The organism is Rhizobium sp. Root149 (genome assembly GCF_001427345.1).
GTDB lineage: Bacteria > Pseudomonadota > Alphaproteobacteria > Rhizobiales > Rhizobiaceae > Neorhizobium > Neorhizobium rhizoryzae.
In genome coordinates this window covers 145,323-169,921 of sequence record NZ_LMGD01000023.1, presented here as the reverse complement: position 1 = coordinate 169,921, position 24,599 = coordinate 145,323, and the positions used below count along the sequence as shown (strand labels likewise).

At 58.2% G+C, this 24,599-nt stretch carries 22 protein-coding genes; 7 read left to right on the top strand and 15 right to left on the bottom strand.

Annotation, left to right across the window (positions count from 1 at the left end):
• The first annotated feature begins 74 nt into the window (after nucleotides 1–74).
• Nucleotides 75–1,034 carry a LysR family transcriptional regulator gene (locus ASD54_RS20640; protein WP_156379315.1) on the top strand — a complete coding sequence of 320 codons (960 nt, stop codon included), beginning with the start codon at nucleotides 75–77 and terminating at the stop codon, nucleotides 1,032–1,034.
• Here ASD54_RS20640 and ASD54_RS20635 read toward each other — a convergent pair.
• The 6 genes from ASD54_RS20635 to ASD54_RS20610 form a co-directional block, all read right to left on the bottom strand.
• Entirely contained in the window at nucleotides 1,023–1,898 is an 876-nt protein-coding gene (locus ASD54_RS20635) for a galactose mutarotase (protein WP_062556456.1), read from the bottom strand. The two genes, ASD54_RS20640 and ASD54_RS20635, sit on opposite strands and share 12 nt — an antisense overlap.
• On the bottom strand, nucleotides 1,885–3,072 hold the full coding sequence (locus ASD54_RS20630; protein ID WP_062556455.1) for a galactarate dehydratase: 1,188 nt from the start codon (nucleotides 3,070–3,072) through the stop codon (nucleotides 1,885–1,887). Before ASD54_RS20630 ends, ASD54_RS20635 begins: the two co-directional genes overlap by 14 nt.
• Nucleotides 3,073–3,097: 25 nt before the next feature.
• The gene (locus ASD54_RS20625) at nucleotides 3,098–4,822 is read right to left on the bottom strand and encodes an ABC transporter ATP-binding protein (RefSeq protein ID WP_062556454.1); all 1,725 of its coding nucleotides are present in this window, start codon (nucleotides 4,820–4,822) and stop codon (nucleotides 3,098–3,100) included.
• Nucleotides 4,823–4,831: 9 nt separating this feature from the next.
• Entirely contained in the window at nucleotides 4,832–5,953 is a 1,122-nt protein-coding gene (locus ASD54_RS20620; RefSeq protein ID WP_062556453.1) for an ABC transporter permease, read from the bottom strand.
• 10 nt (nucleotides 5,954–5,963) lie between these two features.
• Complete coding sequence (locus ASD54_RS20615; protein WP_062556452.1) at nucleotides 5,964–6,950, bottom strand: ABC transporter permease; 987 nt, start codon at nucleotides 6,948–6,950, stop codon at nucleotides 5,964–5,966.
• Nucleotides 6,951–7,064: 114 nt separating this feature from the next.
• Nucleotides 7,065–9,014 carry an ABC transporter substrate-binding protein gene (locus ASD54_RS20610; protein ID WP_062556887.1) on the bottom strand — a complete coding sequence of 650 codons (1,950 nt, stop codon included), beginning with the start codon at nucleotides 9,012–9,014 and terminating at the stop codon, nucleotides 7,065–7,067.
• A gap of 202 nt (nucleotides 9,015–9,216) precedes the next feature.
• On the opposite strand from ASD54_RS20610, the gene ASD54_RS20605 reads away from it, so the two are divergent.
• The 4 genes from ASD54_RS20605 (at nucleotide 9,217) to ASD54_RS20590 (ending at nucleotide 12,516) form a co-directional block, all read left to right on the top strand.
• Complete coding sequence (locus tag ASD54_RS20605; RefSeq protein ID WP_062556451.1) at nucleotides 9,217–9,930, top strand: ribonuclease activity regulator RraA; 714 nt, start codon at nucleotides 9,217–9,219, stop codon at nucleotides 9,928–9,930.
• Nucleotides 9,930–10,643, top strand: coding sequence for a FadR/GntR family transcriptional regulator (locus ASD54_RS20600; protein WP_062556450.1), 714 nt, complete (start codon nucleotides 9,930–9,932; stop codon nucleotides 10,641–10,643). Before ASD54_RS20605 ends, ASD54_RS20600 begins: the two co-directional genes overlap by 1 nt.
• A gap of 64 nt (nucleotides 10,644–10,707) precedes the next feature.
• A complete protein-coding gene (locus ASD54_RS20595; RefSeq protein ID WP_062556449.1) occupies nucleotides 10,708–11,589 on the top strand; it encodes an SMP-30/gluconolactonase/LRE family protein in 882 nt (293 codons plus the stop codon).
• Between the two features lie 24 nt (nucleotides 11,590–11,613).
• Nucleotides 11,614–12,516: a dihydrodipicolinate synthase family protein gene (locus ASD54_RS20590; RefSeq protein ID WP_062556448.1), complete on the top strand. Its 903-nt coding sequence runs from the start codon at nucleotides 11,614–11,616 to the stop codon at nucleotides 12,514–12,516.
• On the opposite strand, the gene ASD54_RS20585 is transcribed toward ASD54_RS20590, so the two are convergent.
• The 8 genes from ASD54_RS20585 to ASD54_RS20550 all read right to left on the bottom strand — a co-directional run bounded on the left by ASD54_RS20585 (nucleotide 12,509) and on the right by ASD54_RS20550 (nucleotide 21,314).
• On the bottom strand, nucleotides 12,509–13,918 hold the full coding sequence (locus ASD54_RS20585; RefSeq protein WP_062556447.1) for a mannitol dehydrogenase family protein: 1,410 nt from the start codon (nucleotides 13,916–13,918) through the stop codon (nucleotides 12,509–12,511). The two genes, ASD54_RS20590 and ASD54_RS20585, sit on opposite strands and share 8 nt — an antisense overlap.
• A gap of 2 nt (nucleotides 13,919–13,920) precedes the next feature.
• A complete protein-coding gene (gene uxuA, locus ASD54_RS20580) occupies nucleotides 13,921–15,120 on the bottom strand; it encodes a mannonate dehydratase (RefSeq protein WP_062556446.1) in 1,200 nt (399 codons plus the stop codon).
• Nucleotides 15,121–15,138: 18 nt separating this feature from the next.
• Nucleotides 15,139–16,188: an L-idonate 5-dehydrogenase gene (locus tag ASD54_RS20575; protein WP_062556445.1), complete on the bottom strand. Its 1,050-nt coding sequence runs from the start codon at nucleotides 16,186–16,188 to the stop codon at nucleotides 15,139–15,141.
• Nucleotides 16,189–16,247: 59 nt separating this feature from the next.
• Nucleotides 16,248–17,654: a TRAP transporter large permease gene (locus ASD54_RS20570; protein ID WP_062556444.1), complete on the bottom strand. Its 1,407-nt coding sequence runs from the start codon at nucleotides 17,652–17,654 to the stop codon at nucleotides 16,248–16,250.
• Between the two features lie 5 nt (nucleotides 17,655–17,659).
• Entirely contained in the window at nucleotides 17,660–18,238 is a 579-nt protein-coding gene (locus tag ASD54_RS20565) for a TRAP transporter small permease (protein ID WP_062556443.1), read from the bottom strand.
• Nucleotides 18,239–18,379: 141 nt separating this feature from the next.
• Nucleotides 18,380–19,354 (bottom strand): sialic acid TRAP transporter substrate-binding protein SiaP, encoded by a 975-nt coding sequence (locus ASD54_RS20560; RefSeq protein ID WP_062556442.1) that lies wholly within the window; start codon nucleotides 19,352–19,354, stop codon nucleotides 18,380–18,382.
• 54 nt (nucleotides 19,355–19,408) lie between these two features.
• Entirely contained in the window at nucleotides 19,409–20,122 is a 714-nt protein-coding gene (locus ASD54_RS20555) for a FadR/GntR family transcriptional regulator (RefSeq protein ID WP_062556441.1), read from the bottom strand.
• Nucleotides 20,123–20,231: 109 nt separating this feature from the next.
• On the bottom strand, nucleotides 20,232–21,314 hold the full coding sequence (locus ASD54_RS20550; RefSeq protein ID WP_062556440.1) for an Ldh family oxidoreductase: 1,083 nt from the start codon (nucleotides 21,312–21,314) through the stop codon (nucleotides 20,232–20,234).
• Nucleotides 21,315–21,397: 83 nt separating this feature from the next.
• Between ASD54_RS20550 and ASD54_RS20545 the strand changes: the two genes are divergently transcribed.
• Nucleotides 21,398–22,384 (top strand): GntR family transcriptional regulator, encoded by a 987-nt coding sequence (locus ASD54_RS20545; protein WP_082547309.1) that lies wholly within the window; start codon nucleotides 21,398–21,400, stop codon nucleotides 22,382–22,384.
• 35 nt (nucleotides 22,385–22,419) lie between these two features.
• Nucleotides 22,420–23,538, top strand: a complete 1,119-nt coding sequence (locus tag ASD54_RS20540; RefSeq protein ID WP_062556438.1) for a mandelate racemase/muconate lactonizing enzyme family protein — start codon at nucleotides 22,420–22,422, stop codon at nucleotides 23,536–23,538.
• A gap of 4 nt (nucleotides 23,539–23,542) precedes the next feature.
• On the opposite strand, the gene ASD54_RS20535 is transcribed toward ASD54_RS20540, so the two are convergent.
• On the bottom strand, nucleotides 23,543–24,580 hold the full coding sequence (locus ASD54_RS20535; protein WP_062556437.1) for an enoyl-CoA hydratase/isomerase family protein: 1,038 nt from the start codon (nucleotides 24,578–24,580) through the stop codon (nucleotides 23,543–23,545).
• Nucleotides 24,581–24,599 lie beyond the last annotated feature (19 nt).

Here is a 24,599-nt window from a genome sequence, read left to right as displayed (position 1 = left end):
CGCTTGTGCAAGCGTTTGAACGAACTAATTTCAAACAGCATCTGTTCAAAAATGAACAGATAGGGGAGAAGCTCGTGACCAAAGCGCACTTTACATGGGATGACCTGCAATTCTTTCTTGCTGTGGCGCGTTCAGGCCAGCTCTCGACGGCAGCGAGAAAACTGAGGACAAGTCACGCCACGGTCTCGCGCCGCATCGATCGGCTGGAGTTTACCCTGAAGGTCAAGCTCTTCGAGCGTAACCCGCGCGGCTATGTGCTGACACCAATTGGCCAGCGATTCGTGGAAACGGCAGAGAAGGTCGAACAGGAGACCGAGCGGCTGGAAGCGGAACTGGCCGGTCAGGGGCCTGCTCAGCAAGGTGTCGTGCGCATCTCTGCACCGGAGGGCTTCTCGAACTTCTTTCTCGCCGCCCGTTTCGGAGAACTTTCCGCACGCTATCCAAATCTCGCACTTGAACTTGTGACGATCCAGCAGATCATGGCGCTCTCACGCAAAGAGGCCGATCTTGCCGTCGTCCTCGATCCGCCAAAGGCGGGGCCCTATCATGTCGAGAAACTGACCGACTACGCGCTGCAAATCTATGCAAGCCAGAGCTATCTCGACCGTCGTGGCACGCCGGAAAGCCGAGAGGAACTGCTCAATCACCAATTCATCGGTTATATTCAGGATATGATCTTTGCGCCGGGGCTGGACTATCTGGGAGACATCCATCCGCGCATTCAACCGAGCCTGCAAAGCTCCAGTATCTTCGCGCAATTGACCGCAACCCGAAATGGATTGGGGGTCTGCGTTCTGCCCTTTTTCATCGCCCGCCAATATCCGGAACTTCAGCCAGTGTTGAGCGACGTGAAGCTTGACCGGCACTATTGGCTAGTTTGTCACCAGGATCTCGTGCAGTCCAGCCGTATTCGCGCGATCATTGGCTTTCTTCGGGATATCGTGGCGAAGGACCAGAGCCAGTTTCTGTCAAACGGCGTTGATGAACCGCGCGCAAAGGGCAGAGGCAGACATACGACCGTCTCATCCGGTTGACCGAACAGAGAGGCGAACCGATCCAGCGATCGCTTCCCCCGGCTTGAGAACGGTCAAATCTCTTGCCTGCCGCTGCTCCGGGTTCAGGTTCAAGACGCCGGCTGCCGCGCTCACTGGCTCAAGGCAGAGGTAACGTTCTGTTCGATGGACCGCGATGTGCTTGAAGACAGGATCTGCAGTCACGGCCACGTCCCATCCTCTTTTCGAAGAGTAGGATGCCTCGGTCCAGTCGCGGAAGTGCAGCGTATAGCCAACCTCAGCGGGAATTTCCTCCGATTGACGAGCAGCAGGCGCGGCCAGTGTCGGAAGGTTCTGCTTATCCAGCACATAGGCATTCCGGGCATCTGTCCGGGCGGCTGCGGATAGATCAGCGGCGAGATAAGGATGCCAGCCGAAACATCCGGGCATGGGATCATCAGAGCGATTAACAAGCTCCAGGTGGACAGTCAGGCCAAGGTCATCGAGTCCAATCTGCTGGTGCGCGATGAATGCAAATGGCCAGTCGGCATCGGCTTCAAAATGCAATCGCAAGGACACGGACGAACTTGAGGATGACGTGACCTGCCACACCCGCTGGTGGGCAGGACCGTGCATCACATCGCCGCCAAGGGCAGGATGCGGCCGCAAATGACGGAGCACGCCGTCATGATGAAACGCGGCCTGCTTGATCCGATTGTGGAAAGGGAACAGCGGATAGCCACCGGCTTTCGGCCAGTTCAAGGGATCGAATTCCGACGCAGTGTTGGGCACGAGAATATCGCCCGCCTCAGCATGGCGAAGGCTGGCAACCCGCCCTCCCCACGCTGGAATGACACGGGCCGTAAACTGCCCGTGCGCAATGTCGACCACCTCAAGCGAAGGCATAGGAACCATCAGGACGCTTAGGCACCCGACGCTGCCAATGCACATAGCCATCTTCCTGCATGGCCTTCTCATCCATTTCGACACCCCAGCCGGGACGATCCGGGCGCAGTTCCAGATAGCCATCCTTCGGCAGATAGGGATCGACAACGTAGCGCGTTTCGTCTTCACGCGTCTCGACATCGGTCCCGCCGTAGACATAGCACTGGCCGCGCGGCAGGCGATATTCCAGGATACGGAAGTTCTGGATCGCCGCCGCGAAGTGAACATTCACCGCCGTGGCAAGCGGACCCATGGGGTTATGCGGTGCCATGCTGACGAAATGGGCTTCAGCCAGAACGGCAATCTTGCGCATTTCAGTGATGCCGCCGACGACGCAGATATCCGGCTGGATCCAGTCTGCACCCTTGACCTGCAACAGACGCAGGAATTCGAAGCGGCTGTAGAGGCTTTCACCTGTCGCGAGCGTGCAGTTGAGACCCTGCTTCAGATCACCCCAGGCCTCGATGTTCTCTGGCCGCAGCGGCTCTTCGAAGAACAACGGATCGTAAGGAGCAAGCGCATTGCCAAGCTGCCGCGCTGCCGCAGGTTCAAAGATCTTTGCATGCGCATCGAAGGCGATTTCGTAGTCGGAACGGATCGTTTCACGCAGGGAGCGGAAATATTCCGCCGAAGCGCGAACGACCTCACCCCAGCGATTGGCATGCAGATCGATGCGCCATGGACTTAGCTTGAAGGCGGTAAAGCCCCAGCCTTCGTTCAGGCGATCAAGCTCTTCCTTGGCAGCGGGCGCATCCGGTGCCGTGTAGACACCCGCGTAAACGCGGATCTTGTCACGCACCGCGCCACCCAGGAGCTTGTAGACCGGCACATTTGCAGCCTTCGCCGCCAGATCCCACAAGCAATGGTCAAGCGCTGAAATTGCCGAAAGCCCGAGCGCACCGGGGGGGAAGCGACTTTGCTGGATCAGCAGGTTGACGAGATACTCCACGCGCGTCGGATCCTGCCCGGCGATGAAGCCATAGAGGTAATCCAGTAGCGGCGGCAGCGCGAGGTCGGGGCCGTGATTGTAGCATTCACCCCAGCCGGTCAACCCATCATCAGTGTCCAGAGCGACGATAACGCGGGGACGGTCTTTGTCGCGCGTCACGAAGACGCGCATGCGATCAATTTTCATGGTTATGCCTCATGCAATGTCGGATTTATCGCCCCGCGCTGCCATTCTTTACGGCTGCGGGCTCGATGTAGCGGAAGCGGCGCGAACGGTCGCGGTCGCGTGGATCTGGACGCGGAATGGCGGAAAGCAGCGCCTGCGTGTAGGGATGATCGGGTGCGTTGCAGACCTTCTCTGCCTCACCGACTTCAACGATCTTGCCTCGATACATGACGCCCACGCGGTCGCACATGTAGCGAATGACGCCGATGTCGTGGCTGATGAAGATGTAAGCGAGCCCCAGCTGGTCCTGCAGTTTCATCAGGAGATCGAGAACCTGGAAGCGCACCGAAACATCCAGCGCCGATGTCGCTTCGTCTGCGACAATAATGCGTGGGTTCAAGGTGATGGCGCGGGCAATCCCAATGCGCTGGCGCTGGCCACCGGAAAAGGCATGCGGGTAGCGCTCACGGCCACGAGGATCGAGACCGACCTGTTCCATGAGGTGACTGACCCTGTCATCCAGTTCCTTGCCTCGGGCAATGCCGTTGACGAGGAGCGGCTCACCAATAACCTGAGCCACTGTCATGCGCGGGTTCAGCGAGCCGAAAGGATCCTGAAACACCATGCGCAACTCGCGGCGGGCCTTTTTCAGTTCCTCACCCTCGATTTTTGCGAGATCGACCACGGAACCATCTGCCTTGCGGTAGAGCATTTCCCCGGCGGTCGGGTCGTAAAGCCGCATGATGGCGCGGCCCATGGTCGTCTTGCCGGAACCACTTTCGCCGACGATACCGAGAGTTTCGCCCGGCAGCAGTGATATGGAAACGTTATCGAGCGCCTTCGCAGTGCCGAACTGCTGCGAAAGATTGCGCACTTCGAGAATGGGCGGCGCGGTCTGGTCCAGCGGCGGTCGGGCAAGCCGTATTTCCGCCTTCTGCTCCAGCTTCAGCACAGAACCGATCAGCATCTTCGTGTAGGGATCCTGCGGCGAATGGAAGATCTGCTCGACCGTTCCATACTCCTTGGCGACGCCGTGATGCATGACGAGCACGTCATCGGCAATCTGCGCCACCACACCCATGTCGTGGGTGATGAACAGAACCGCCATACCGCTTTGCTTCTGCAGGCGGGCGATGAGGTCCAGGATTTCGGCCTGCGTCGTCACATCAAGCGCCGTCGTCGGTTCATCGGCGATCAGGAGCTTTGGACGGCAGGCCAGCGCCATGGCAATCATCGCACGTTGGCGCATGCCGCCGGAATACTGGAACGCGTAGCGGTCGATTGCCAGTTCCGGGCTCGGGATTTCAACCTGCCGCAGCAGATTGATCGCCTCGGCGCGGGCCTCGTCCTTCGTCATCTTCATGTGAAGACGGATGGCTTCCGTGATCTGGTCGCCCACCGTATGCACCGGCGATAGCGAGGACATCGGCTCCTGAAAGATCATTGCAATGTCACGCCCGCGCACGGCACGGATCGCCTTGCTGCGCGGGTGCAATTTCGCCAGATCGATCGAGACGCCATCTGCCGTGTTCAGCATGATGGAGCCGGAGGCGATCTGACCGGGCGCGTCGACAATCTGCAGGATTGAACGGGCGGTCACCGATTTGCCGGAACCACTTTCGCCGACGACACAGAGCGTCTTGCCGGCTTCAATCGAGAATGAGAGATCGTTGACAGCGCGGAATACGCCAGTTCGCAGGGGAAACTCGGTAACGAGATTGCGAACTTCCAGAAGCGGCTTGCGGGCGGGCATGGAGAGAACATCAGACATGGTTCGCCCTCACTTGTTGTAGGGATCGGCTGCATCGCGCAGACCGTCACCCAGAAGGTTGAGCGCCATGACGGCGACGACAACGGCAGCACCGGGCATGAACAGCCACGGAGCGGTTGCGATCGAGCGAATGTTCTGGGCCTCGCGCAGAAGCACGCCCCACGAGATGGTCGGCGGCTGGAGGCCAAGGCCGAGGAAGGAAAGCGACGTTTCGGCCAGAATCATGGCCGGGACCGCAAGCGTGACCGACGCAATGATATGGCTGGAGAAGCTCGGAAGCATGTGGCGGAAGATAATGCGACCTTCCGAGACACCATCGAGGCGGGCGGCGGCGACGAATTCTTCCGTTCTCAGTGACAGGAAGCGGCCACGAACGACGCGGGCAAGCTGCGCCCATCCGGTCAGCGACAGGATGATCGTAATCATCATGTACTGCATCGTCGCGGGCCAGCCCTGTGGCAGGGCGGCGGCCATGGCAAGCCAGATCGGGATCGTCGGTAGCGAGAGAACGAAATCGATCACCCGCTGCATGAAGAAATCGATGCGCCCACCGTAATATCCCGAAATACCGCCAAGCACGATGCCGAGCACCAGCGAGATGAAGACGCCGACGAGACCAATGGACAACGAGATCTGCGCACCCTGTATAACACGGCTATAGACATCTCGCCCCAGGCGGTCAGCGCCAAACAGAAAGAGCGGGCGCGAAGGGTCACCTGACGCCAGAAGATGGACGTTGCTGTTGAACAGTCCGAGCACGGAATATTCGTAGCCTCTGCCGAAGAACTGGATCGGCACTTTCCTCGTCGTGTCTTCAACGAAGATTGCCGCGAGTGTCTGCGGATCGCGCGTCAGCTTCATGGGGTGAAAGTAAGGCCCAATAGAAAAGCCGTTCGATGTATCGAACAGATGGATCCGCTGCGGCGGCGAAAACGTCGCCCGCGCATTCTGGGCAACAGGATCGTTGATCGCGAAGAAGCCGGGAACAAGCGCCACGATATACATGGCAACCGTGATCCAAAGCGAGATCATTGCAAGTTTGTGGCGCTTGAATGCCCACCAGATAAGCTGCCACTGCGATGCAACGGCGGCGCGATCCGGTTGATAGGTTGAGATAGCTGCATCAACCATGGTCGCCCTCCTATTCGAGACGGATACGGGGATCGACCATGGCCAGCAGGATATCGCTGATCAGGGATCCGATGAGGGTGAGTGCGCAGATGAGAAGCACGAAGGCACCTGCCAGATACATGTCCTGCGCCATGAGCGCCTGGAGCAGAAGCGGCGCTGCCGTCGGCAGGTTCAGGACGATCGCGACCACCACCGAACCGGAGATGAGGTTCGGCAAGAGCCAGGCAATCGTCGAGATGAAAGGGTTGAGCGCGATGCGCATCGGGTACTTCGTCAGCAGTCGAAACTCGGAAAGTCCCTTGGCGCGTGCGGTCGTGACATAGGGTTTCGGCAGTTCGTCCAGCATGTTGGCGCGCATGACGCGAATGAGGCTGGCCGTAGACGAAACAGCAAGAATGGTCACCGGCAGCCAGATGTGGGTAATGAGATCCACCATCTTGGCGATGCTCCACGGCGCTGTCTCGTATTCCTGCGAGAACAGGCCACCGACGTCGGCTCCGAATTCAACGGCTGCGACATACATCAGCACGAGCGCCAGCAGAAAGGACGGGACAGACAATCCGAAGAAGCTGAAAGCCGTGAAGGCATAGTCGCCAATGGAGTACTTCTTGACGGCTGAGTACACGCCGATGGGCAGAGCGATTGCCCAAGTTGCCAGAAGACTTGCGATGGCGAGAACGAGCGTCAGTGCCATGCGCTCCCAGATCAGGCCTGATACCGGCTGCTGCCATTCGAAGGAGATGCCGAAATCGCCACGGCTCAAAATGCCCCACATCCACTTGCCATACTGAACCAGCATGGGGTCATCGAGGCCGAAACGTTCACGCAATTGCGCAGCCGTGTTCTGGTCAACGACTTCGTTCGAAGCGGCAAGGGTGGCGATATAGGTGGTGACATAGTCGCCCGGTGGCAACTGAATGAGCACGAAAGCAAGAAAGCTGACCGCGAACAGGGATGGTATCATCCAGAGCAGCCGTTTCCCGATAAATTTCAGCATGGCAGGCACTCGTGAGCAAGGTCCGCCGGACGACAGCAGCGATACTGTGCTGTCGCCCGGGAAACTTCGTGGAATGGAGCGCCGCCCTCAACAAGGCGGCACCAGCTCTGGTGATCAGGTATTGAAGGTGAATTGCTGCGGCAAAGCAGGGCCCGGGTTCGGCCAGGACCAGCTGTCAGGCTGCTTTTCCGGGACGTTTCGCAGGTTGTTGCGAATGACGCCAAAGCCGCCAACCGCAAGGCATACGCCGATCGTCTCGAACTCTTCAGCTGTGATGTCGAAGAGTTGCTTCATGATCGCACCGCGCTTTTGCAGGTCCGCCGTGGAACGCGCCTCATCAAACAGCTTGAAGCGCTTCTTCTGGCTTTCCGGCGGCTCTTCGCCCTTTGCACCGTTGGACGTGTACCAGAGCGTCCACGGAATGGCATAACGGGAACCCTGCGGGTGGAACGCGAAGAAGTCACGCGGATCGAGCATCGGATCCAGACCACCCGGACCCGGCCAGACTGCCGCATCATGGGCGTTGTCGTCACCGCGTGTGTAGTAGAGCGCGCGCTCGATGGTGTTGACCTTGATGTCGATGCCGATACCGGCCCATTGCGTCTTCACCAGTTCCAGCACGTCGACCAGATCCGGGTAAAGCGTCGGGATCACGTCGATGGCAAAGAAGACCGGCTGACCATCTGGCCGCAGACGGATGCCATTGGCATTCTTCTTGCTGTAGCCCGCCTTATCCAGAAGCTCGTTCGCTTTGGCAGCATCGAACTCAGTGAACTGACGCCCGAGCTTTTCATGGTACCACGGATGTGTGGGGCGCGGTCCTGCCTGATAGGGTTCGCTCTGGCCGAAGTAGACGATATCGATGATTTCCTGACGGTTCATGCCGAGAGACAATGCCTGCCGGAAGGACTTGTCGGCGAACATCTTGCGCATCGCCGGATCTTTATGCGTCATGTTCAGGTAGATCTGGCACTGCTGCGAGGCAGAGGGGATCAGCGTCAGCAGGCGGTAATCGCCCTTTTTCATGTTCTCGGAAAGCGTTGGCTTGTTGGCGAGAACGCTGACATGGCGCTCCTGAATATCGATCTTGCCGGAGATGACGTTCAGCATCAGCGATTCGACATCCTGGCTGATGCCGAAGTTGATTTCATCGATATAGGGTAGTTGGTTGCCTTCGGTATCGACCTGCCAGAAGTAAGGGTTACGCGTCATCAGCACGCGTGTTGCACCGCCGGAATAGGCTTCCTTGACGACCCAGGGGTCGAGGGTCGGCTTTTCGACATTGCCCCAGCGAGACGGAATTTCGATATCGCCGCACTTTGCACGGAAGAGTTCGGGCCAGCTGTTGACGCCCGCTGCCTTCACATCATCGGCCAGCTTCGGATTGTACTTGGGCAGGAACTTGCTGCAGTAGTGCTTTGCAAACAGCGTCGGGTGCTGCCCAAGCGGTGTTGCCAGGTTTTCAAGATAGAGCGCATTCGGTCCGGCAAACTTGAACTTGACCGTGTAGTCATTGACCTTCGTAACTTCGACTGCCTTGCCGGCAACGGAAAGCTGCGCCGGGGTAGCGCTGTAAAGCTCCTTGTTCTTGACGCAGTCTTCGATGGCGAAAACAACGTCGTCGGCAGTAAATGGATTGCCGTCAGACCACTTCACACCCTGCAACAAATAGAAGGTGAACTCTGTCGCGTCCGCGCTGACTTCCCACTTCTCTGCCAGGTTGGGCAGAACCTCGGTGAAGTCCATGTTCCAGCGCACCAGACCCTGGTTGCCGACCATGCGCAAAATGCCATTATGGTCGGATGAGCCACGCAGGCCACGGCGCAGAGAGCCGCCATAGGAACCGATTTTTTCAAACGGCTTCACCACCATCGGCTTCGGCGGAATACGCTCGGCAAGCGGCGGAAGCTTCCCGTCTTTTACCATTGCCGCAAGCTGAGGCGCCTCTTTGCCAGTCGCAGCCGAAGCACCCCGTGGCGCAAGCGACATGGCCGCCGCCGCCCCGATGCCTGCCAGAACCGTACGGCGTGAAACGCCCGGCATCTTGTTATCCCCGTCACCCATCGTCTTCTCCTCCAGAAACTGAATGGCATCCGTGCCGCCGACTCCTCGCAGCACTGATGCGGCCCCTCCAGGCCAGCGGTCGAACCATATGCACGTTTTCAGATGATTACAAGTATTGACAGATTTTTACAGCTTTTATAAATCTGCCGCGATATTGCGAGCCCACGGGGTTCGCCGAGGGGTTTCAAAGGGAGAAGACGAAATGGCAGTCAGCGAAGCGGCGCGTGACAAATTGAAAGCGGTTTCGACCGCAACCTTGACGACTGTCATGCTGAAACGTGGCTTTCGCAATGTCTTCATCGCCGGCATTCACAAGATCAACCATGACGCCCCGCGAATGGTCGGTCCGGCCTACACATTGCGCTACATCCCCGCCCGCGAAGATCTTGATCATCTTGGTGTTTTTGCTGACCGCGGTCATCCGCAGCGTCGCGCTGTGGAGGAATGCCCGGAAGGGGCAGTTCTGGTCATGGACAGCCGCAAGGATCCAAGCGCTGCATCTGCCGGTAGCATTCTGGTAACCCGTCTCTGGAAGCGTGGAGTTGCAGGCGTTGTGACCGACGGAGGGTTCCGGGATACACCAGATATCGCCGAACTCCCCTTCCCCGCCTATCACGCTGCTCCATCAGCGCCGACCAACCTGATCCGTCACCACGCCCTGGACATCAACCAGCCCATCGGCTGCGGTGATGTTGCAGTTTACCCGGGAGACATTCTGGTCGGAGACAACGAAGGCGTTGTCGTTATCCCTTCCGATATCGCCGAGGACGTGGCAAACGAAGCGTTCGAACAGACGGTTTTCGAGGACTTCGTCGAAGAACAGGTGCGCGCAGGTCGATCGATTTTCGGCATCTATCCGCCAAGCCCGGAAGCCGAAAAAGAATTCGCCGCCTGGCGAAAGGAAAAGGGGCGCTGATGAACAAACCCGAGCTCATTGCGAGCCAGAGACAGGACCCGCGGTTCAGCGACATCATCTACGAGAAGATCGTCGGAATGATTGCTGATGGTCGGTTTCCAGTCAACGAACGACTGCCTTCGGAGACCAACCTCTCGACGATGCTGGGCGCATCACGCCCCGTCGTCCGCGAGGCTCTGGAAAAGCTCCGCGCGGACCAGTTGATCGTATCTCGCAAGGGTTCGGGTTCCTATGTTCGCCAGCGGCCGGATCAGTCTGTCCTCACGGAAGTGCCGGTCGGATCCCTGGCCGACGTACAGCGCTTCTTCGAATTTCGCGCAGGACTGGAAGCGGAAGCCGCCTCCCTGGCGGCGAAAAACTGGCAGATGCAGGACAAATCCCACATCGAGTCGAGGTTCGACGAGTTAGAAGCCTGTCTGCAGCGAGGGGATCTTGGCGCGAAAGAAGATCAGGCTTTGCACGACGCCATTGCCCTTGCCACGGGCAACCAGTTTCACACGCTGGTCAGGGAATGGTTCAAGCCGCATATCGCCATCGGCATGTCGGTTACCCGTTCACTCAGCCTGAAGAGAACGCCAGCGCATGTTCGTGCCGTGCAGGATGAGCATGCGGAAATCGTCGCGGCCATCTTCGCGCGTGATGAACAGCGCGCCCATGGGGCAATGAAGACACACATTTTGAACGCCCGGGCACGCATGTTCCAGGGCGTATGACCGGCAAGGCACGGCGTGGGGAGACGCCGCCTGCCTTGGGTAAAGCATGCAATTGGAGGACATTATGCCATCGCCACGCGTGATACATCCAAAGGTGCGCCGTCTCATGGACACGCCTTTGAGGGTCGGGGAGTCGCCGACATGGGACGACCGGACAGGAGATTTGTGGCTGGTGGATGTGCTGGCTCCCGCCGTCTACTGTATCCGTGCGGATGGGAACCTGAGCCATTACCCGATGCCCGCATTGATCGGTAGCCTTGCGCTCTGCGAAAGCGGCAAAATCATCGTGGCATTGCAAACCGGTGTCCACGTCATGGACCCTGAGTCCGGCGCGCTGACCTTGTTCTGCAATCCGGATGGTGGGCGTCCTGACAGCCGTTTGAACGATGGCAAGGTGGGTCCAGATGGGCATTTCTGGATCGGGACACGGGATGAAGCCATTCCACCAACTGCCAATGGGCGTCTCTACCGGGTGGCACCTGACGGAACGTTTCAGACGATTATCGAAGATGGCCTGTTCACTTCCAACGGCCTGGCATGGAGTGCGGATGGAAGAACGATGTTCCATTCCGACAGTAGTGGCCAGTTCCTGCAGAGTTTTGACTTCGACCCTGCTACAGGCTCGCTCGGACCTGCGAGACGGCTGACCAAATTCACCAACGCGGAAGGCCGTCCGGATGGGGGCGCCACCGATGTGGATGGCTTCTACTGGAGTGCCGGGGTTCTGGATGGAAAGCTGAACCGGATAAGCCCGGACGGTGAGATTGTCGAGCTCTATCAACTGCCGTTGAGCGGACCGACCATGCCGTGTTTTGGCGGTCCGGATCTTCGCACCCTTTTCGTCACGACGCTCGTGCGTGAGGTGAATGGCGAAATGGAACACGGAACCGTCATCGCAATCGACGTGGATGTGACCGGCGTGCCGGTTCCCCGTTTCCCTATCTGAATCCGATTCTCCGAAAGGTTTTCCATGTCCATTCAAGCCATCAAGTCGGCCCTCGCCGGCGTATCCGGTGTGCCGGTTACTGCCTATGATTCTGCCGGGGAAGTGAACCCGGAGGTCACCCGCGAAGTCTATCGTCGCGTCGCAGATGCTGGCATCCACAATATTGTGGCTGCCGGAAATACCGGGGAGTTCTATGCTCTCACGGTTGATGAAATCTACAAGGTTCAGGACGCTGCAGTTGCGGGCGTCAACGGCAAAGCTCCCGTCACCGCTGCAATCGGTCGCTCCCAGCGCGAAGCCCTGAAAATGGCGCGGCGCGCGAAGGAAATCGGCGCAAGTGCCGTCATGTCCCACCAACCGGTTGACCCCTTCGCTGCCCCGCAATCGCAAATCGACTATTTCCGTGGATTGGCAGAGGGAAGCGAACTGCCGCTGGTTGCCTACGTGCGAGCAGATGGCTTCAGCGTGGACGACATGAAGCGGCTTGCTGATCACCCGAACATTGCAGGCATTAAATTCGCAACGACCGATCTCATGCTGCTGTCGCGCGCGATCTCCGCCTCAGACGCGAACGGCGCGCTCTATGTCTGCGGTCTGGCGGAAAGCTGGGCACCTGCCTTTGCCGCCGTGGGTGCTAGAGGCTTCACATCCGGCCTCGTCAATGTCGCCCCGCAACTGTCACTCGAAGTTCACAAGGCGCTGAGCCAGGGTGATTTCGAGACCGCCAGACTCGTCGTCGAGAAGATTGAGTTGTTCGAGCGTCTTCGGACGAAGTTCCGCAACGGTGCGAATGTTACGGTCGTCAAGGAAGCGCTTGAGATTCAGGGACTGCAGGTTGGTCCGGTGCGCGTTCCCGGACTGCCACGCCTGGATGAGGCTGACCGGGAAACACTGCGCCAGTTGATCGAAGGCTGGAACGTCAAATAACCTGATGCTCCCGAATGGAAGCGTTGATCTGGTCACGCCAGTTCCGCGCTTCCTTCAACTGCTCGGGAAAGAGGCCAGGGAGGGCAAAGAACGAAGCTGAGGGATCACTCGGCTCCATGCCTTGAGCCGCGGCCAGAACTTCGGCACGCCGGGGGTCATCGCAGTCTCCACGCTTGCGCACCGCAGCCATCCAGGTGCCGACAGCATAGGCTGTTGCGTCAGCACGTTCTCCCTGCGTCAGGGCATCGATCGCGGGGGCCAGCAGACGTTGCGGCAATTTCTGCGTCGTATCCAGCGAGATTTGTATGTTGCGATGCGCAATCGTCGGATTGGCGAAGCGGGCGAGAAGCTCATCGATATAGGCTGGAAGATCAATTCCTGGCACAGGGTCGAGAGTACTGACCACTTCCTCCATGTGCTTGCGCGCTTTCGCGGCCAGTTCCGGAACCGCCATGACCTCGCGAATATAATCAAGGCCGTTGAGGATGCCGAGATGCGCAAGCAACGTGTGCGAACCGTTCAGCAGGCGGAGCTTCATCTTTTCATACGGCTCGACGTTTTCGGCGAAAATCGCGCCTCCCGCTTCCCACGAAGGACGCCCTTCGACAAACCTGTCTTCGATCACCCATTGCAAGAACGGTTCGGTATCAAGTGCCAGACGATCATCCACGCCGAGAAGAGAGGCAGCACGCCGGCGTGTTTCTTCGGTTGCCGCAGGAACGATCCGATCCACCATCGAGCACGGAAAAGCGCCCTCCCGCTCAATCCATTCTGCCAGACCGGTACCTCTGGTACGGGCCATGTCCAGCACCAGCCGCTGAATGACCCTGCCGTTGGCGGGCAGATTATCGCAGCAGAGAACGGTGAAGGGCTTCAACCCCGCAGCATGGCGGAGGGCCAGACCTTCAACGATGAAGCCAAGAACGCCGCTTGGCTTATGCGGGTTTGCGAGGTCATGCGCTACGGCTGCGTGGTTATGGTCAAGTCCGCCAGTCACCGGATGCAGCCCATAGGCTTTCTCCGAGACAGTCATGGTCACGATCCTGATGGCCGGATCAGCCAGATAATCGAGGACGCGTTGTCCGTCCTTCGCAGCGCAGATCCAGTCGACCGTTGCCCCCAAAACTTCTAAACTGTCTCCTGCCTCGCTCCGCACCGTGATGGAATAAAGCCCGTCCTGCGCGGCAAGCGCCTCCACCGGCTCCGGCGAACGAAGGTTTACGGCCACAATCCCCCAGTCGCCAAACTGCACCTCTAAGGCTCGCTGCGTATAGACCGCCTGGTGAGCGCGATGAAAGGCGCCGAGACCGATGTGCAGGATACCGGGTTTCAGTCTATCCTGATCATATCCGGGGCGACGTATATTGGCTGGCAGGGCTGAACCTTTGGAAAGAAATGTCATTTTTACGCTCCCAGCCCATAGCGCTGGTGTTTCAGCGTCCTTTCAATGCCACGCAATTCCGCCAGCCCCTTGAGACGCCCGATCGCCGGATAGCCCGGTTGCGCGCCGCGTGCCAGGTCGTCCAGAATTTCCTGGCCGTGGTCCGGCCGCATGGGGATCTGGTGGTCTGTGCGCCCTTCCTCCAGGCGCCTCGCCTCTTCCGAGACAAGCGCTGCGATGACGGCAACCATGTCTGTGCCGCCTTCCAGATGCTCGTCCTCGAAGAAAGAACAGGGCACTGTATCCGTATCACGCGTTACATTGCGCAGATGCACGAAATGAATGCGATCGGCGAAACGCGTAGCGATAAAGGGCAGATCATTGTCCGCCCTTGCCCCCAGCGAACCGGTGCAGAGCGTCATGCCGTTGGCGCGGGCATCCACTTGGCCAAGCATGTGGGCATAGTCTGCCTCGGTGGACAGAATGCGCGGAAGACCCAAGAGCGGCCACGGCGGGTCATCTCCGTGAGCGCAGATATTGATGCCTACCTGTTCTGCTACGGGCGTCACTTCACTCAAGAAATCGATGAGGTTCTGCTGCAACCGCTCTCGGTTAACGCCCTGATAGGTGCGTAGCTTCTCCAGCAATTGATCCAGCGTATAGCCATCCGCCGAACCGGGAAGGCCAGCGCCGATGTTCTTGCCAAGCGCTGCGATCTTGCTATCCGCCATCTCAGAGAAGCGACGATGAGCCTCCTCCCTCAACCATTCCGGATAATCGAGCGCGGCATCCGGTCGTTTCAGGATGTGGACATCAAAGGCGGCAAAATCCGTCAGGTCAAAGCGCATTGCCTTGGCGCCGTGCCGCGTTTCCCAGCGCAAATCCGTGCGCGTCCAGTCCAGCACTGGCATGAAGTTGTAGCACACCGTGCGGATGCCGGACGCGGAAAGACGGTGAAGCGTTTCCTGCCAGTTGGCAATGTGTCGCTTCCAGTCGCCCGTCTGGGTCTTGATGTCTTCCGAAACCGGGACGCTTTCAACGACATCCCAGTAAAGACCACCCGCCTTGATCTCCTGGTGTCGCTTCGCAATCTCGTCCACAGGCCAGACTTCGCCCGTCGCGATATGGTGGAGAGCACTGACAATACCCTCCGCGCCCGCCTGTGCCGCATCCTGCACGCTCACCTTGTCGATCGGGCCGAACCACCGCCACGTATGCCTCATCGTCTTTTCCTTAAAATTCTAGTCCGTCTGCTTGAACGTCAATTGCACCTTGCACGCGACAGTTCTGTCACCGGCCTGCTCGAAGGCGTCGATAGCCTGCTCGAGCGGAAACTCGTGGGAGATGATCGGCCTGACATCGATGGTCCGGCTTGAAATCAGATCAACGGCCTGAGCAAACTCCGCGTGAAAGCGTTGCGATCCACGCCAGACAATTTCCTTACCCACCAGGGCATTCAGCGGAATGGTGATGTCACCCGTCACGCCGACCTGAACGATCGTTCCTCGCGGTTTGATGGCTGCGAAGGCGGATCTCAGAGCAGGACCTGCGGCGGAACAGTCAAACACAACATCGAATTTGCCCTTGTTCTCCTGATAAGGAGCCAACGCCTCCCCATCGCGCGCCACATTGATCGTGACATCCGCTCCCATGGCAGGCGCACGGGCAAGGGCCGCATCGGTCAGGTCCGTCACAACAATTGTGCCAGCACCAGCGTGGTGGGCCGCCGCGACAACCAGCAGACCAATCGGGCCAGCGCCGGTGACGAGCACCGTCTTTCCTGCCAAATTACCTGCTTGCGAAACCGCGTGCAGGCAGACAGCCAAAGGTTCGGCACAGGCGGCCTCGCCGGCCGTGACATTGCCGCCAACCGCATGGCATTGTCTGGCGGGCACGACCATTTGATCGCGGAACATTCCGTTTTCGTGTGGCAGGCGCATGGCAGAGCCCATGAACCGCATATTCAGGCAATGAATTGGCTGGTTGATGGCGCAATATTCGCAATGACCGCAGGGTTGCGATGGATTGACCGCCACCAGTTGCCCGATGGCAAGACCGCTGACGCCAGAGCCAAGCGCCTTTACGATGCCGGAAGCCTCATGCCCCGCGATGATGGGTTCGCGTACCCGCACAGGCCCAAAGCCGCCATCCTGATAGTAATGCAGATCTGATCCGCAAATGCCACCCGCCGCCATGGCAAGCAGAACTTCGCCCTCGCCCGGCATGTGGGTATCCACTTCTTCCACGCGAAGATCGCGTGTCGCGTGGAGACGAGCAACGCGCGTCTTCATGTGTTTCTAGCCTCGATGTTTGGTGGTAGCTCCCGCCACGAGACGCGGGAGCCTTTTGATTAGCGAATGAGGCCCATTTCCCTCGGCAGCCAAAGTGTAATGCCTGGAATGAAGGTGATCAGCAGGAGCGCGAAGAGCAACGGCACCAGCCATGGTACGATCGCCATCGTGGTGCGCTCCACGGAAAGCTTGGCGACACGCGAGAGAACGAACAGGACCATTCCTAACGGCGGATGAAGAAGGCCGATCATCAGGTTCAATGTCATGATCAGGCCGAAATGGACCGGATCGATACCGAACTGCTTCACGAGCGGCAGCAGGATCGGAACGAGAATGGTGATGGCCGCGATGGTATCCAGGAAACATCCGACGAAGAGCATCAGCAGGTTTACGAGAATAAGGAAGACCCACTTGTTGCTCGTGATCGACAGGATTGCATCCGAGAGAAGCTGGGCGGTCTGGCTCACAGTCAGCAACCATGCAAAGACTGAGGCTGCTGCAACGATGAACAGGACAGACGCCGTGGTTTCCACCGTATCCAGTGTCGCCTTGGCAACCGACTTCAACGTCATGGTGCGGTAACGGACCAAGCCCAGGAAAAGCGACCAGAGTACTGCCGCGACAGCTGCTTCTGTGGGCGTGAACCAGCCCATCGTCATGCCGCCAATCAGAATGACGGGTGTCATCAGCGCCATGACGGCAGAGAAGTCAAAATGCCAGTCGCATAGCAAAAGCACGATCAAGGCAACGAAGATGGCCCAGTTCAACGAAAGGCCAAGCATCGTCAGGATCCAGATGCCGGTTGGCACAGCCATCACCACGAGGACTTCGAGGGATGCGCCCAGCAAGTTCTTGATGCTGAAAGGCGTATCGGAACCCCAACGCTTGATATAGGCGAAGATCGCGACTGTGATCATCATCAGCACGGTCATGACCACGCCGGGGATGATGCCCGCCATGAAAAGGGCGCCGATGGAGACATTGGCCATCATGCCGTAGATGACAAAGGGCAGCGAAGGCGGGAAGATTGGCCCAAGCGTTGCGGATGCAGCGGTAACGCCGACGGCTGCTTCCACCGGATAACCGTGGTCCTTCATGGCCTTGATTTCGATGGTGCCGATGCCCGCTGCATCGGCGAGCGCCGTGCCCGACATGCCGGAGAACACGACAGAGCCGATGATGTTGACCTGCGCCAGGCCGCCTTTCATCCAGCCGACAAGTGCGACCGCGAATGAGTAGATGCGGCCTGTGACACCGGCAATGTTCATGAGATTGCCAGCCAGAATGAAGAAAGGAACGGCCAGCAGAGGAAAGCTTTCAACGCCCGCGATCAGACGCTGAGCGGCGATGATATCTGGCGCGACATCATAGAACACGATGTAGAGGACCGATGAGACGGCCATGGAAACTGCAACCGGCAGACCCAGCACCATCAACGCCAGAAAGGATCCAATCAGGAGAAGCATATCAATCAATCCTCTGCGTTCTGGAAGGCTTCAGGGCGCTCGAGAACGGAATAGCCGCGGCGCATATTGGCAATGAAAACCTGGATGGAACGGCCCAGCATCAGGACGAAGGCGGCGAGAACCGTATAAAAAACAATGTTCCGGGGCAGTTGGACAGTCACCATTTCCTCGTCGGCGACGATCTCCATGTAGCGCCACATGAGCCAGGAGCCGTAGGCGAAGAAGCCGATGCGGATGATATCCACCGCTGTCGCCATGATGCGCGTCACGCGCGCCGGTAGGTAATGATACAGAACGTCGACCTGGATATGCCGTGACATTCGCACGCACATGACCGACCCCATGAACACAACGCCGATCAGGCAGTTGACGGCGATTTCTTCCGTCCAGGCGTAACTGTCATTCAGCACGTAGCGCGTGAAGAACTGCAGAAACACGCAAGCCGTCATCACCCAGAAGAGACCAAGAGTGAGCCAGTCCTCGAAGGCATAGACCTTGAGGTCGACATGGGCCGGCGCTTCGTCGAAGGTATGCGCCAATTCCTCCGGCGTGACCGGTGTATGGATTTCCTGTGCCGCAGACATCAGCAATTTCCTGTTCAAGAACATAGCTTCGCCGGTCAGGCAGTGGCCTGATTTTTTGAAGAGGCCTGTCGATTGGCGACAAGGCACGGATCGAAGCGGATTGCAGAAGGGGGCGCGGCGTCAGCCGCCGCGCCGAAGGCGTTACTTGATCGCGCGGATGGCGTCCCAATCAGCCTTTTCATAGCCGAAGTCCTCGAGCTTGACCTTCTCGATGACGTTCTTCTCAAAATCAGCCTTATCGACTTCCGTTACCGTGATGCCCTTTTTCTTGAACTCGTCGACGAGTTCCTTCTCGCGGGCCTCGATCTTCTTGGTGCCACGCTCAGCTGCCTGTTGAGCGACTTCCGAGAAGATCTTCTTGTCCTCGTCGGACAGGCTGGTCCAAAGCTTTTTCGAGAAGAGCGTATTCAGGTGGTCGACAATATGGCCGCTCAGGACAATGTTCTTTTGAACTTCGTAGAACTTCTTCGCCTCAATCGTCGTCAGCGGATTTTCCTGCGCATCGACAGTGCCGTTTTGCAGGGCAAGGTAAACTTCAGCGAAGGCAATCGGCGTTGTGTTTGCACCGCATGCACGCGGCATTGCAAGGTAGGCCGGAACGTCAGGCACGCGCATCTTCACGCCCTGCAGATCAGCGCATTTGGAAATCGGCTTGTTGGATGTCGTGTGGCGCGTACCGTAATAGGTGACGGCTGCGATATGGTTGCCGGTCTTATCCTCGTAGCCCTTGGCCAGACGCTTGAAAACGTCACTCTTGGTGTAAGCGATGAGATGGCTCGGGTCACGGAAGATGTAAGGATAGTAGGTAACGCCGATCGGCTTGAAATCGCGCGCAGCAAAGCTGGAGCCCGAGATGATGATATCGACCGTACCCAGCTTGAGGCCCTGATTGATATCAGCTTCCTTGCCAAGCTGTGATGCCGGGAAGACATCGATCTTGTAACGTCCATTCGTCCGCTTGGCGATTTCCTGCGCCGCCCAGACGGATTCCGTGTGGAACGGCTCGGACGTTTCATACACGTGCGCCCATTTGAGCGCCGTCTCGGCATGCGCTGAAAGCGTGGATGCCACGATGACGGCGGCAGCTCCCAGCAATGTCTTGAATCTCAGTTTCATTCTTTCCTCCCAAGTAAACCAGACTTATCGAACGACTGAACCGGAGCGGCTCAATCATTTCTCTCTCGGTTGCTCCTCCCCGAAGCTTTCCGAGAATCTCTTTTGCGCTAACGTCAGATGGCTGCGCATTGCCTCGCGCGCGGCAGCAGGATCACCCGTCGCCAGCGCATCGCGAATGATATGATGCTCCTCCAGAGCCAGCTTCCAGGTATGCGGGCCCTCGAAATAGCTGGCAAGTTTGGTGAAGTACGGCGACATGCGGGAATCATAGATCAGGCCTGTGAAGTGCTTGAGGGCCGAATTTCCAATCATATCCGCAATGGCCGTATGAAAATCGCGATCGCAGCCCAGCGCCACTTCCGGGTCATCGAGCGAGCGTGCCATCCGCTCGAGCGTGGCATCGATCCGTTGGAGACCAGCTCGCGTGACGCGCCGCGCAGCCTCTTCAGCAATCGCGCTTTCGATAAGGCATCGCGCCTGCAGAATTTCCAGCGGACCTTCTGTGTCTTCCAACTGGCGAAGCTCACCAGACCCTTGAGATTTCTGGCTGATATAGACCCCCGACCCCATGCGGATCTGGATATGGCCTTCGACTTCCAGGACAATCAGCGCTTCACGAACCGTTGGTCGAGATACGGCGAAACGCTCGGCAAGTTCACGCTCCGGCGGCAGACGCGTACCGGGCTTCAATTCGCCGGCCTCTATCAGCGCGCGTATCTGTTCCGCGACCTGCCGATAAAGGCGGCGCGGCTCCAAAGCCACGAACATTGAACCCTCCCCGCGCGTCCTCTCCCGATACGCCATCGGTCAGATTGTCTGACCAATTGCCACTATGGGTTAATTCCCGCAGGTGTCAAGCGGGAAAGTTAAGGAGATGCTAAGAAGCAGGTGCATCAATAGAGCTCGGCATTCTGACACCATATTGCTCAGCGAGAGCACTGAATGCTTGAGACGTGGCAGGATCAAGTTGAACGCCTGCGGCTTCGCGCTCGCGCGCGACACGCCATTCGCGATCACCCGGCGCCATGACATCTGCACCGTCCCGCGGGCGCGATCCACGCAACTGTTGCAGATATCTTTGCATCCCCGCATTGAATGTCGCTTGATCCACGAAGGCTTCCGGCTTCAGTGCGAGCACGAAGGCACCCATTTCCCGTGGCGTTGCAAAATCCGGCCCGCCCATGGGGGCTATGTCGAAGGAAAGGCGCATCCCCGTCAGAACCGCGCTGAAGATTTCGGCAACGCCTGCGAGTGCGGCACCCTTGAACCCGAAAGCCGCCCCGAGTGGCGCCAGCATTTCAGTCGCGTTCGCATCCGTCGTATCGACACCATCGGCATCCGACGCGACTGCTGGCGGCAAGGCCAGCCCAAGGCTCCGGTAAAGAAGAACGCGATTGAAGGGAACGGCGCTCGTCGCCATGTCCAGCAACCAGGGAGCATCTCCAGACACAGGAACTGCAACGCTGATCGGGTTCGTGCCATGGAATCGCTCTGCACCATCGTGCAAGCGAACAAAGCTGTCAGAGTTACAGAACGTGATGCCGAGAAAGCCTTTCTCGGCCGCGTGAAGCGAATAGGCACCCGCCGGACCGAAGTGCGATGTATTGCGAATGGCAACGGCCCCGATGCCGAATTGATCGGCGAGGTCTGTTGCAAGGTCCATTGCCTCGTAAGCAGCCAAGGCGCCGTGGGCGTGATTGGCGTCCAGAGAAGCCACTGCGCCAAACCGGTTCGCAACCTTCAAATTCGGCGCCTTATTGACCCGCCCCCCATTCAGAACCTGAACATAGTGGGGAAGCAGCCGTATGCCGTGGCTATCCACGCCAAACCGCGTTCCGTGCATCATTGCACGCGTTGCAGCCTTCGATGTCGGCTGATCGGCACCCGCGGCCAACAGGACGTCGAACGTAAATCGCTCCACTTCAGCCAGCGTCAGTCGCGGTTCAAGGCTCTGGTTCAAGAGATCATCTCTTCCATAAAAACGTCTAATGCACACACTAGACGTTTGAAGTTATATGTGCAATCCCTCATGTCAATTGATCCATGAGAAATCGCTGTCACGACATGCACACAAACAACCGCGTCCCAAAGCTGTACCGACAGGCGTATGACATGCTGGTCCGCGACATCCGTTCCGGGGCTTATCAACAAGGCATGCGACTAAGCGAAACCCAAATTGCCGAGCGCTTCAGCATAAGCCGGGCTCCGGCGCGGCAGGCACTTCAGGAACTGGAACGTGACGGCCTTGTGCGCAAGGCACAAGGCCGGGGATACGAGATTAGCGACTGTGACCGATTGGGCAATTCTCAACTTTTAGCACAGCTGCCCCTTGCAGAAGTCGAACCCAGATCAAGCTGGGAACTCATCTATCCGGAAGTCGAGCTGGAAATCGTCTCCCGCACGGCGCTTGCCAGTTGGCGGATCAACGAGGCTATCCTTGCAAGACACTATGGAGTAAGCCGTACCGTAGCGCGGGATGTTGTGGCAAGACTTCAGGAACGCGGCATTGTTCGCAAGGACCAAAGCGCCCGCTGGTATGCGCAGGCCCTGACGCGCGACCACATTGAAGAGCTTTACGAATTGCGCTGGGTGCTGGAGCCGCTGGCCTTGCAAAAAGCGGCTCAACACCTCCCGTCAGAGCATTTCACGCTATTGAGACAGCATCTTGAGGAAGCGCTGGATGCCCCCCAGGTTCCCAGCGAAACGCTTGACCGGCTGGAGCAGGAACTCCATGTCGATCTCTTATCACACTGCGGCAATCAGGCGCTTTTGCGCGCCGTAAGCCTGCCGCAGGCCCTGCTGGTCGCGCATCATTTTCTCTACCGTCAAACATCAGACATGTTCGCGAGCGAGCCGTTTCTACCTGAGCATCTGACCATCATCCTGAACCTGGAACAGGGTAGACTCGCGATGGCTTGCGATGCGCTCGTCCATCACCTTCAAGTTTCCCGCCAACGAGCCATGCTGCGCATTGAAGCCGTGGCCAACAGCATTACGCCTGCTGCACTGCCTTATCTGGAGCAGCTGTAGCGGTAGCCATTCGATATCCTGGAGGAGGATCCGCAATGAAAATCACTGCCGTCGAACCGTTCATTCTACATTTGCCGCTCACATCGGATTCCATCTCCGACTCCACCCATAGCATCACGCACTGGGGCGTGGTCGGCGCCAAGATCACGACGGCTGACGGGCTGGAAGGCTACGGCTTTACCGGAACACATGCGCATCTGGCCTCGGACAGGCTGATCACCGCTTGCATTCGCGATTGCTATACACCGCTGCTGTTGGGAGAGGATGCGGCGGACCATCAGCGTCTCTGGACGAAACTTGCGCGCTACCCGGCGCTTCAATGGGTTGGGCGCGCGGGCATTACGCATCTGGCACTGGCAGCGGTGGATGTTGCCCTGTGGGATCTGGCCGCCAAGAAGGCGGGTGTTCCTCTCTGGTCACTACTGGGCGGAGCAAGAACTGAAAAGCTGGAGGCCTATAACACCGACATCGGCTGGATTTCCTTCTCGAAGGAAGCGTTGATTGCGGGTTCGGCGCGGGCTGTGGAAGAAGAGGGCTTTACCCGCATCAAGATCAAGGTTGGCCATGATGATCCCAATACAGACATCGAGCGCCTCGCCGCCGTGCGCGCCCGTGTTGGGAATAGTGTTCGCATTGCAATCGATGCAAATGGTCGCTGGGATCTTCCAACCTGCCAGCGCTTCTGCGCACGGGCTGAAGGACTGGATATCTACTGGTTCGAGGAACCCATGTGGTATGACGATATTGCCAGTCACGCAGCGCTTGCCCGCAATACATCGATACCCGTCGCATTGGGCGAACAGCTCTACACCGTGGATGCTTTCCGCAGCTTCATCAATGCGGCAGCGGTTCAGTATGTGCAGCCGGATGTGACCCGCCTCGGCGGCATCACCGAATACATCCAGGTCGCCGATCTGGCACTCGCGAACCGGCTGCCGGTTGTACCCCACGCTGGCGAGATGAGCCAGGTGCATGTGCATCTCAGCTACTGGCACCCGGCCTCAACAATCCTTGAATATATCCCTTGGATCAAGGATCACTTCCACGAGCCTTCTCACGTGAAGGACGGCATTTTTCTGCGTCCGCAACAGCCGGGGGCCAGCACGACACCCTTGGCCGAAAGCGTTGAGCGCTACGGAAAATCTCTTTCCTGATCAATCAGCGGGCGGGGAGCAGCAAATCCCCGCCTTCGGCTTCCTGCATCATCAGCGCAAGAAGTTCGCGCGGAACATCATCCAAACCGGCATATTTCCAGCGCGGATTGCGATCCTTGTCTACGATCACCGCGCGAATGCCCTCGATGAAATCGCCGTGCTCCAGGACGCGGGAAACGAAGCGGTATTCATTGCGAATGCCGATTTCCAGCGTGTCCGCCTCACGAATTGCCTTCAGCGTTGCCTGAAGCGAGATGGGGGAACCACGGCGAATGGCTTCCAGCGCCTTCACGGCCCATTCGGATGAGAGTGTACTCAGCCTATCGGTAATGTCATGAACGGTTTCGCCGCTGAAGGCGTGATCAATTTCTGACTGTCTCTCCGCGAAAACCGAGGTTGGCGGTGTTGACGAGAATTCAGAGATGACCGTTGCATCGCCAGTTTCTATCAGTCTGGCTTTGAGAGCCGCCAGCTTTTCACGCTCGACATAATGATCCGCAAGTTTGGCGTAGATGGCGTCGGCACCGTTCATGCGCGTGCCGGTCAGTCCCAGATATTCGCCCAGATGACTAGGTGCCTGATGAAGGAGATAGGTGCCTCCGACATCGGTAATGAGGCCGATGCTGCATTCCGGCATGGCGACAACGGAATGCTCCGTCACGATCCTGTGCGAACCATGGGCCGAAAGCCCCACACCACCGCCCATGACGATGCCATCCATGAAGGCAACATAAGGTTTCGGATAGTGCGCGATCATCGCATTCAGCCGATACTCATCCCGCCAGAAAGCATTTCCGGCATCGAACTGACCGGCCCGCCCATGTTCGTACATGGCCGACAGATCGCCACCAGCAGAGAAGGCACGTTCACTATCGGAATCCACCATGACCAGCGAGATAGCGGGGTCATCCGCCCAGCGCGTCATTGCCTCGGTCATACCGTCAACGATGGCTTCATTGACTGCATTCAGCACCTTGGGACGCGTCAGCGTGATATAGCCGACACGGCCTTCGACGCGAATGGTAAGATCGGAATTGCTCATGCCGGATATCCTGTCATGA

What these genes read in the sequence shown, in the direction of transcription:
- ASD54_RS20635 (WP_062556456.1), bottom strand. Translation starts at nt 1,898, where the DNA reads ATGCCTTCGCTTGAGGTGGTCGACATTGCGCACGGGCAGTTTACGGCC.
- ASD54_RS20630 (WP_062556455.1), bottom strand. Translation starts at nt 3,072, where the DNA reads ATGAAAATTGATCGCATGCGCGTCTTCGTGACGCGCGACAAAGACCGT.
- ASD54_RS20625 (WP_062556454.1), bottom strand. Translation starts at nt 4,822, where the DNA reads ATGTCTGATGTTCTCTCCATGCCCGCCCGCAAGCCGCTTCTGGAAGTT.
- ASD54_RS20620 (WP_062556453.1), bottom strand. Translation starts at nt 5,953, where the DNA reads ATGGTTGATGCAGCTATCTCAACCTATCAACCGGATCGCGCCGCCGTT.
- ASD54_RS20615 (WP_062556452.1), bottom strand. Translation starts at nt 6,950, where the DNA reads ATGCTGAAATTTATCGGGAAACGGCTGCTCTGGATGATACCATCCCTG.
- ASD54_RS20610 (WP_062556887.1), bottom strand. Translation starts at nt 9,014, where the DNA reads ATGGGTGACGGGGATAACAAGATGCCGGGCGTTTCACGCCGTACGGTT.
- ASD54_RS20605 (WP_062556451.1), top strand. Translation starts at nt 9,217, where the DNA reads ATGGCAGTCAGCGAAGCGGCGCGTGACAAATTGAAAGCGGTTTCGACC.
- ASD54_RS20600 (WP_062556450.1), top strand. Translation starts at nt 9,930, where the DNA reads ATGAACAAACCCGAGCTCATTGCGAGCCAGAGACAGGACCCGCGGTTC.
- ASD54_RS20595 (WP_062556449.1), top strand. Translation starts at nt 10,708, where the DNA reads ATGCCATCGCCACGCGTGATACATCCAAAGGTGCGCCGTCTCATGGAC.
- ASD54_RS20590 (WP_062556448.1), top strand. Translation starts at nt 11,614, where the DNA reads ATGTCCATTCAAGCCATCAAGTCGGCCCTCGCCGGCGTATCCGGTGTG.
- ASD54_RS20585 (WP_062556447.1), bottom strand. Translation starts at nt 13,918, where the DNA reads ATGACATTTCTTTCCAAAGGTTCAGCCCTGCCAGCCAATATACGTCGC.
- uxuA (WP_062556446.1), bottom strand. Translation starts at nt 15,120, where the DNA reads ATGAGGCATACGTGGCGGTGGTTCGGCCCGATCGACAAGGTGAGCGTG.
- ASD54_RS20575 (WP_062556445.1), bottom strand. Translation starts at nt 16,188, where the DNA reads ATGAAGACGCGCGTTGCTCGTCTCCACGCGACACGCGATCTTCGCGTG.
- ASD54_RS20570 (WP_062556444.1), bottom strand. Translation starts at nt 17,654, where the DNA reads ATGCTTCTCCTGATTGGATCCTTTCTGGCGTTGATGGTGCTGGGTCTG.
- ASD54_RS20565 (WP_062556443.1), bottom strand. Translation starts at nt 18,238, where the DNA reads ATGTCTGCGGCACAGGAAATCCATACACCGGTCACGCCGGAGGAATTG.
- ASD54_RS20560 (WP_062556442.1), bottom strand. Translation starts at nt 19,354, where the DNA reads ATGAAACTGAGATTCAAGACATTGCTGGGAGCTGCCGCCGTCATCGTG.
- ASD54_RS20555 (WP_062556441.1), bottom strand. Translation starts at nt 20,122, where the DNA reads ATGTTCGTGGCTTTGGAGCCGCGCCGCCTTTATCGGCAGGTCGCGGAA.
- ASD54_RS20545 (WP_082547309.1), top strand. Translation starts at nt 21,398, where the DNA reads ATGAGAAATCGCTGTCACGACATGCACACAAACAACCGCGTCCCAAAG.
- ASD54_RS20540 (WP_062556438.1), top strand. Translation starts at nt 22,420, where the DNA reads ATGAAAATCACTGCCGTCGAACCGTTCATTCTACATTTGCCGCTCACA.
- ASD54_RS20535 (WP_062556437.1), bottom strand. Translation starts at nt 24,580, where the DNA reads ATGAGCAATTCCGATCTTACCATTCGCGTCGAAGGCCGTGTCGGCTAT.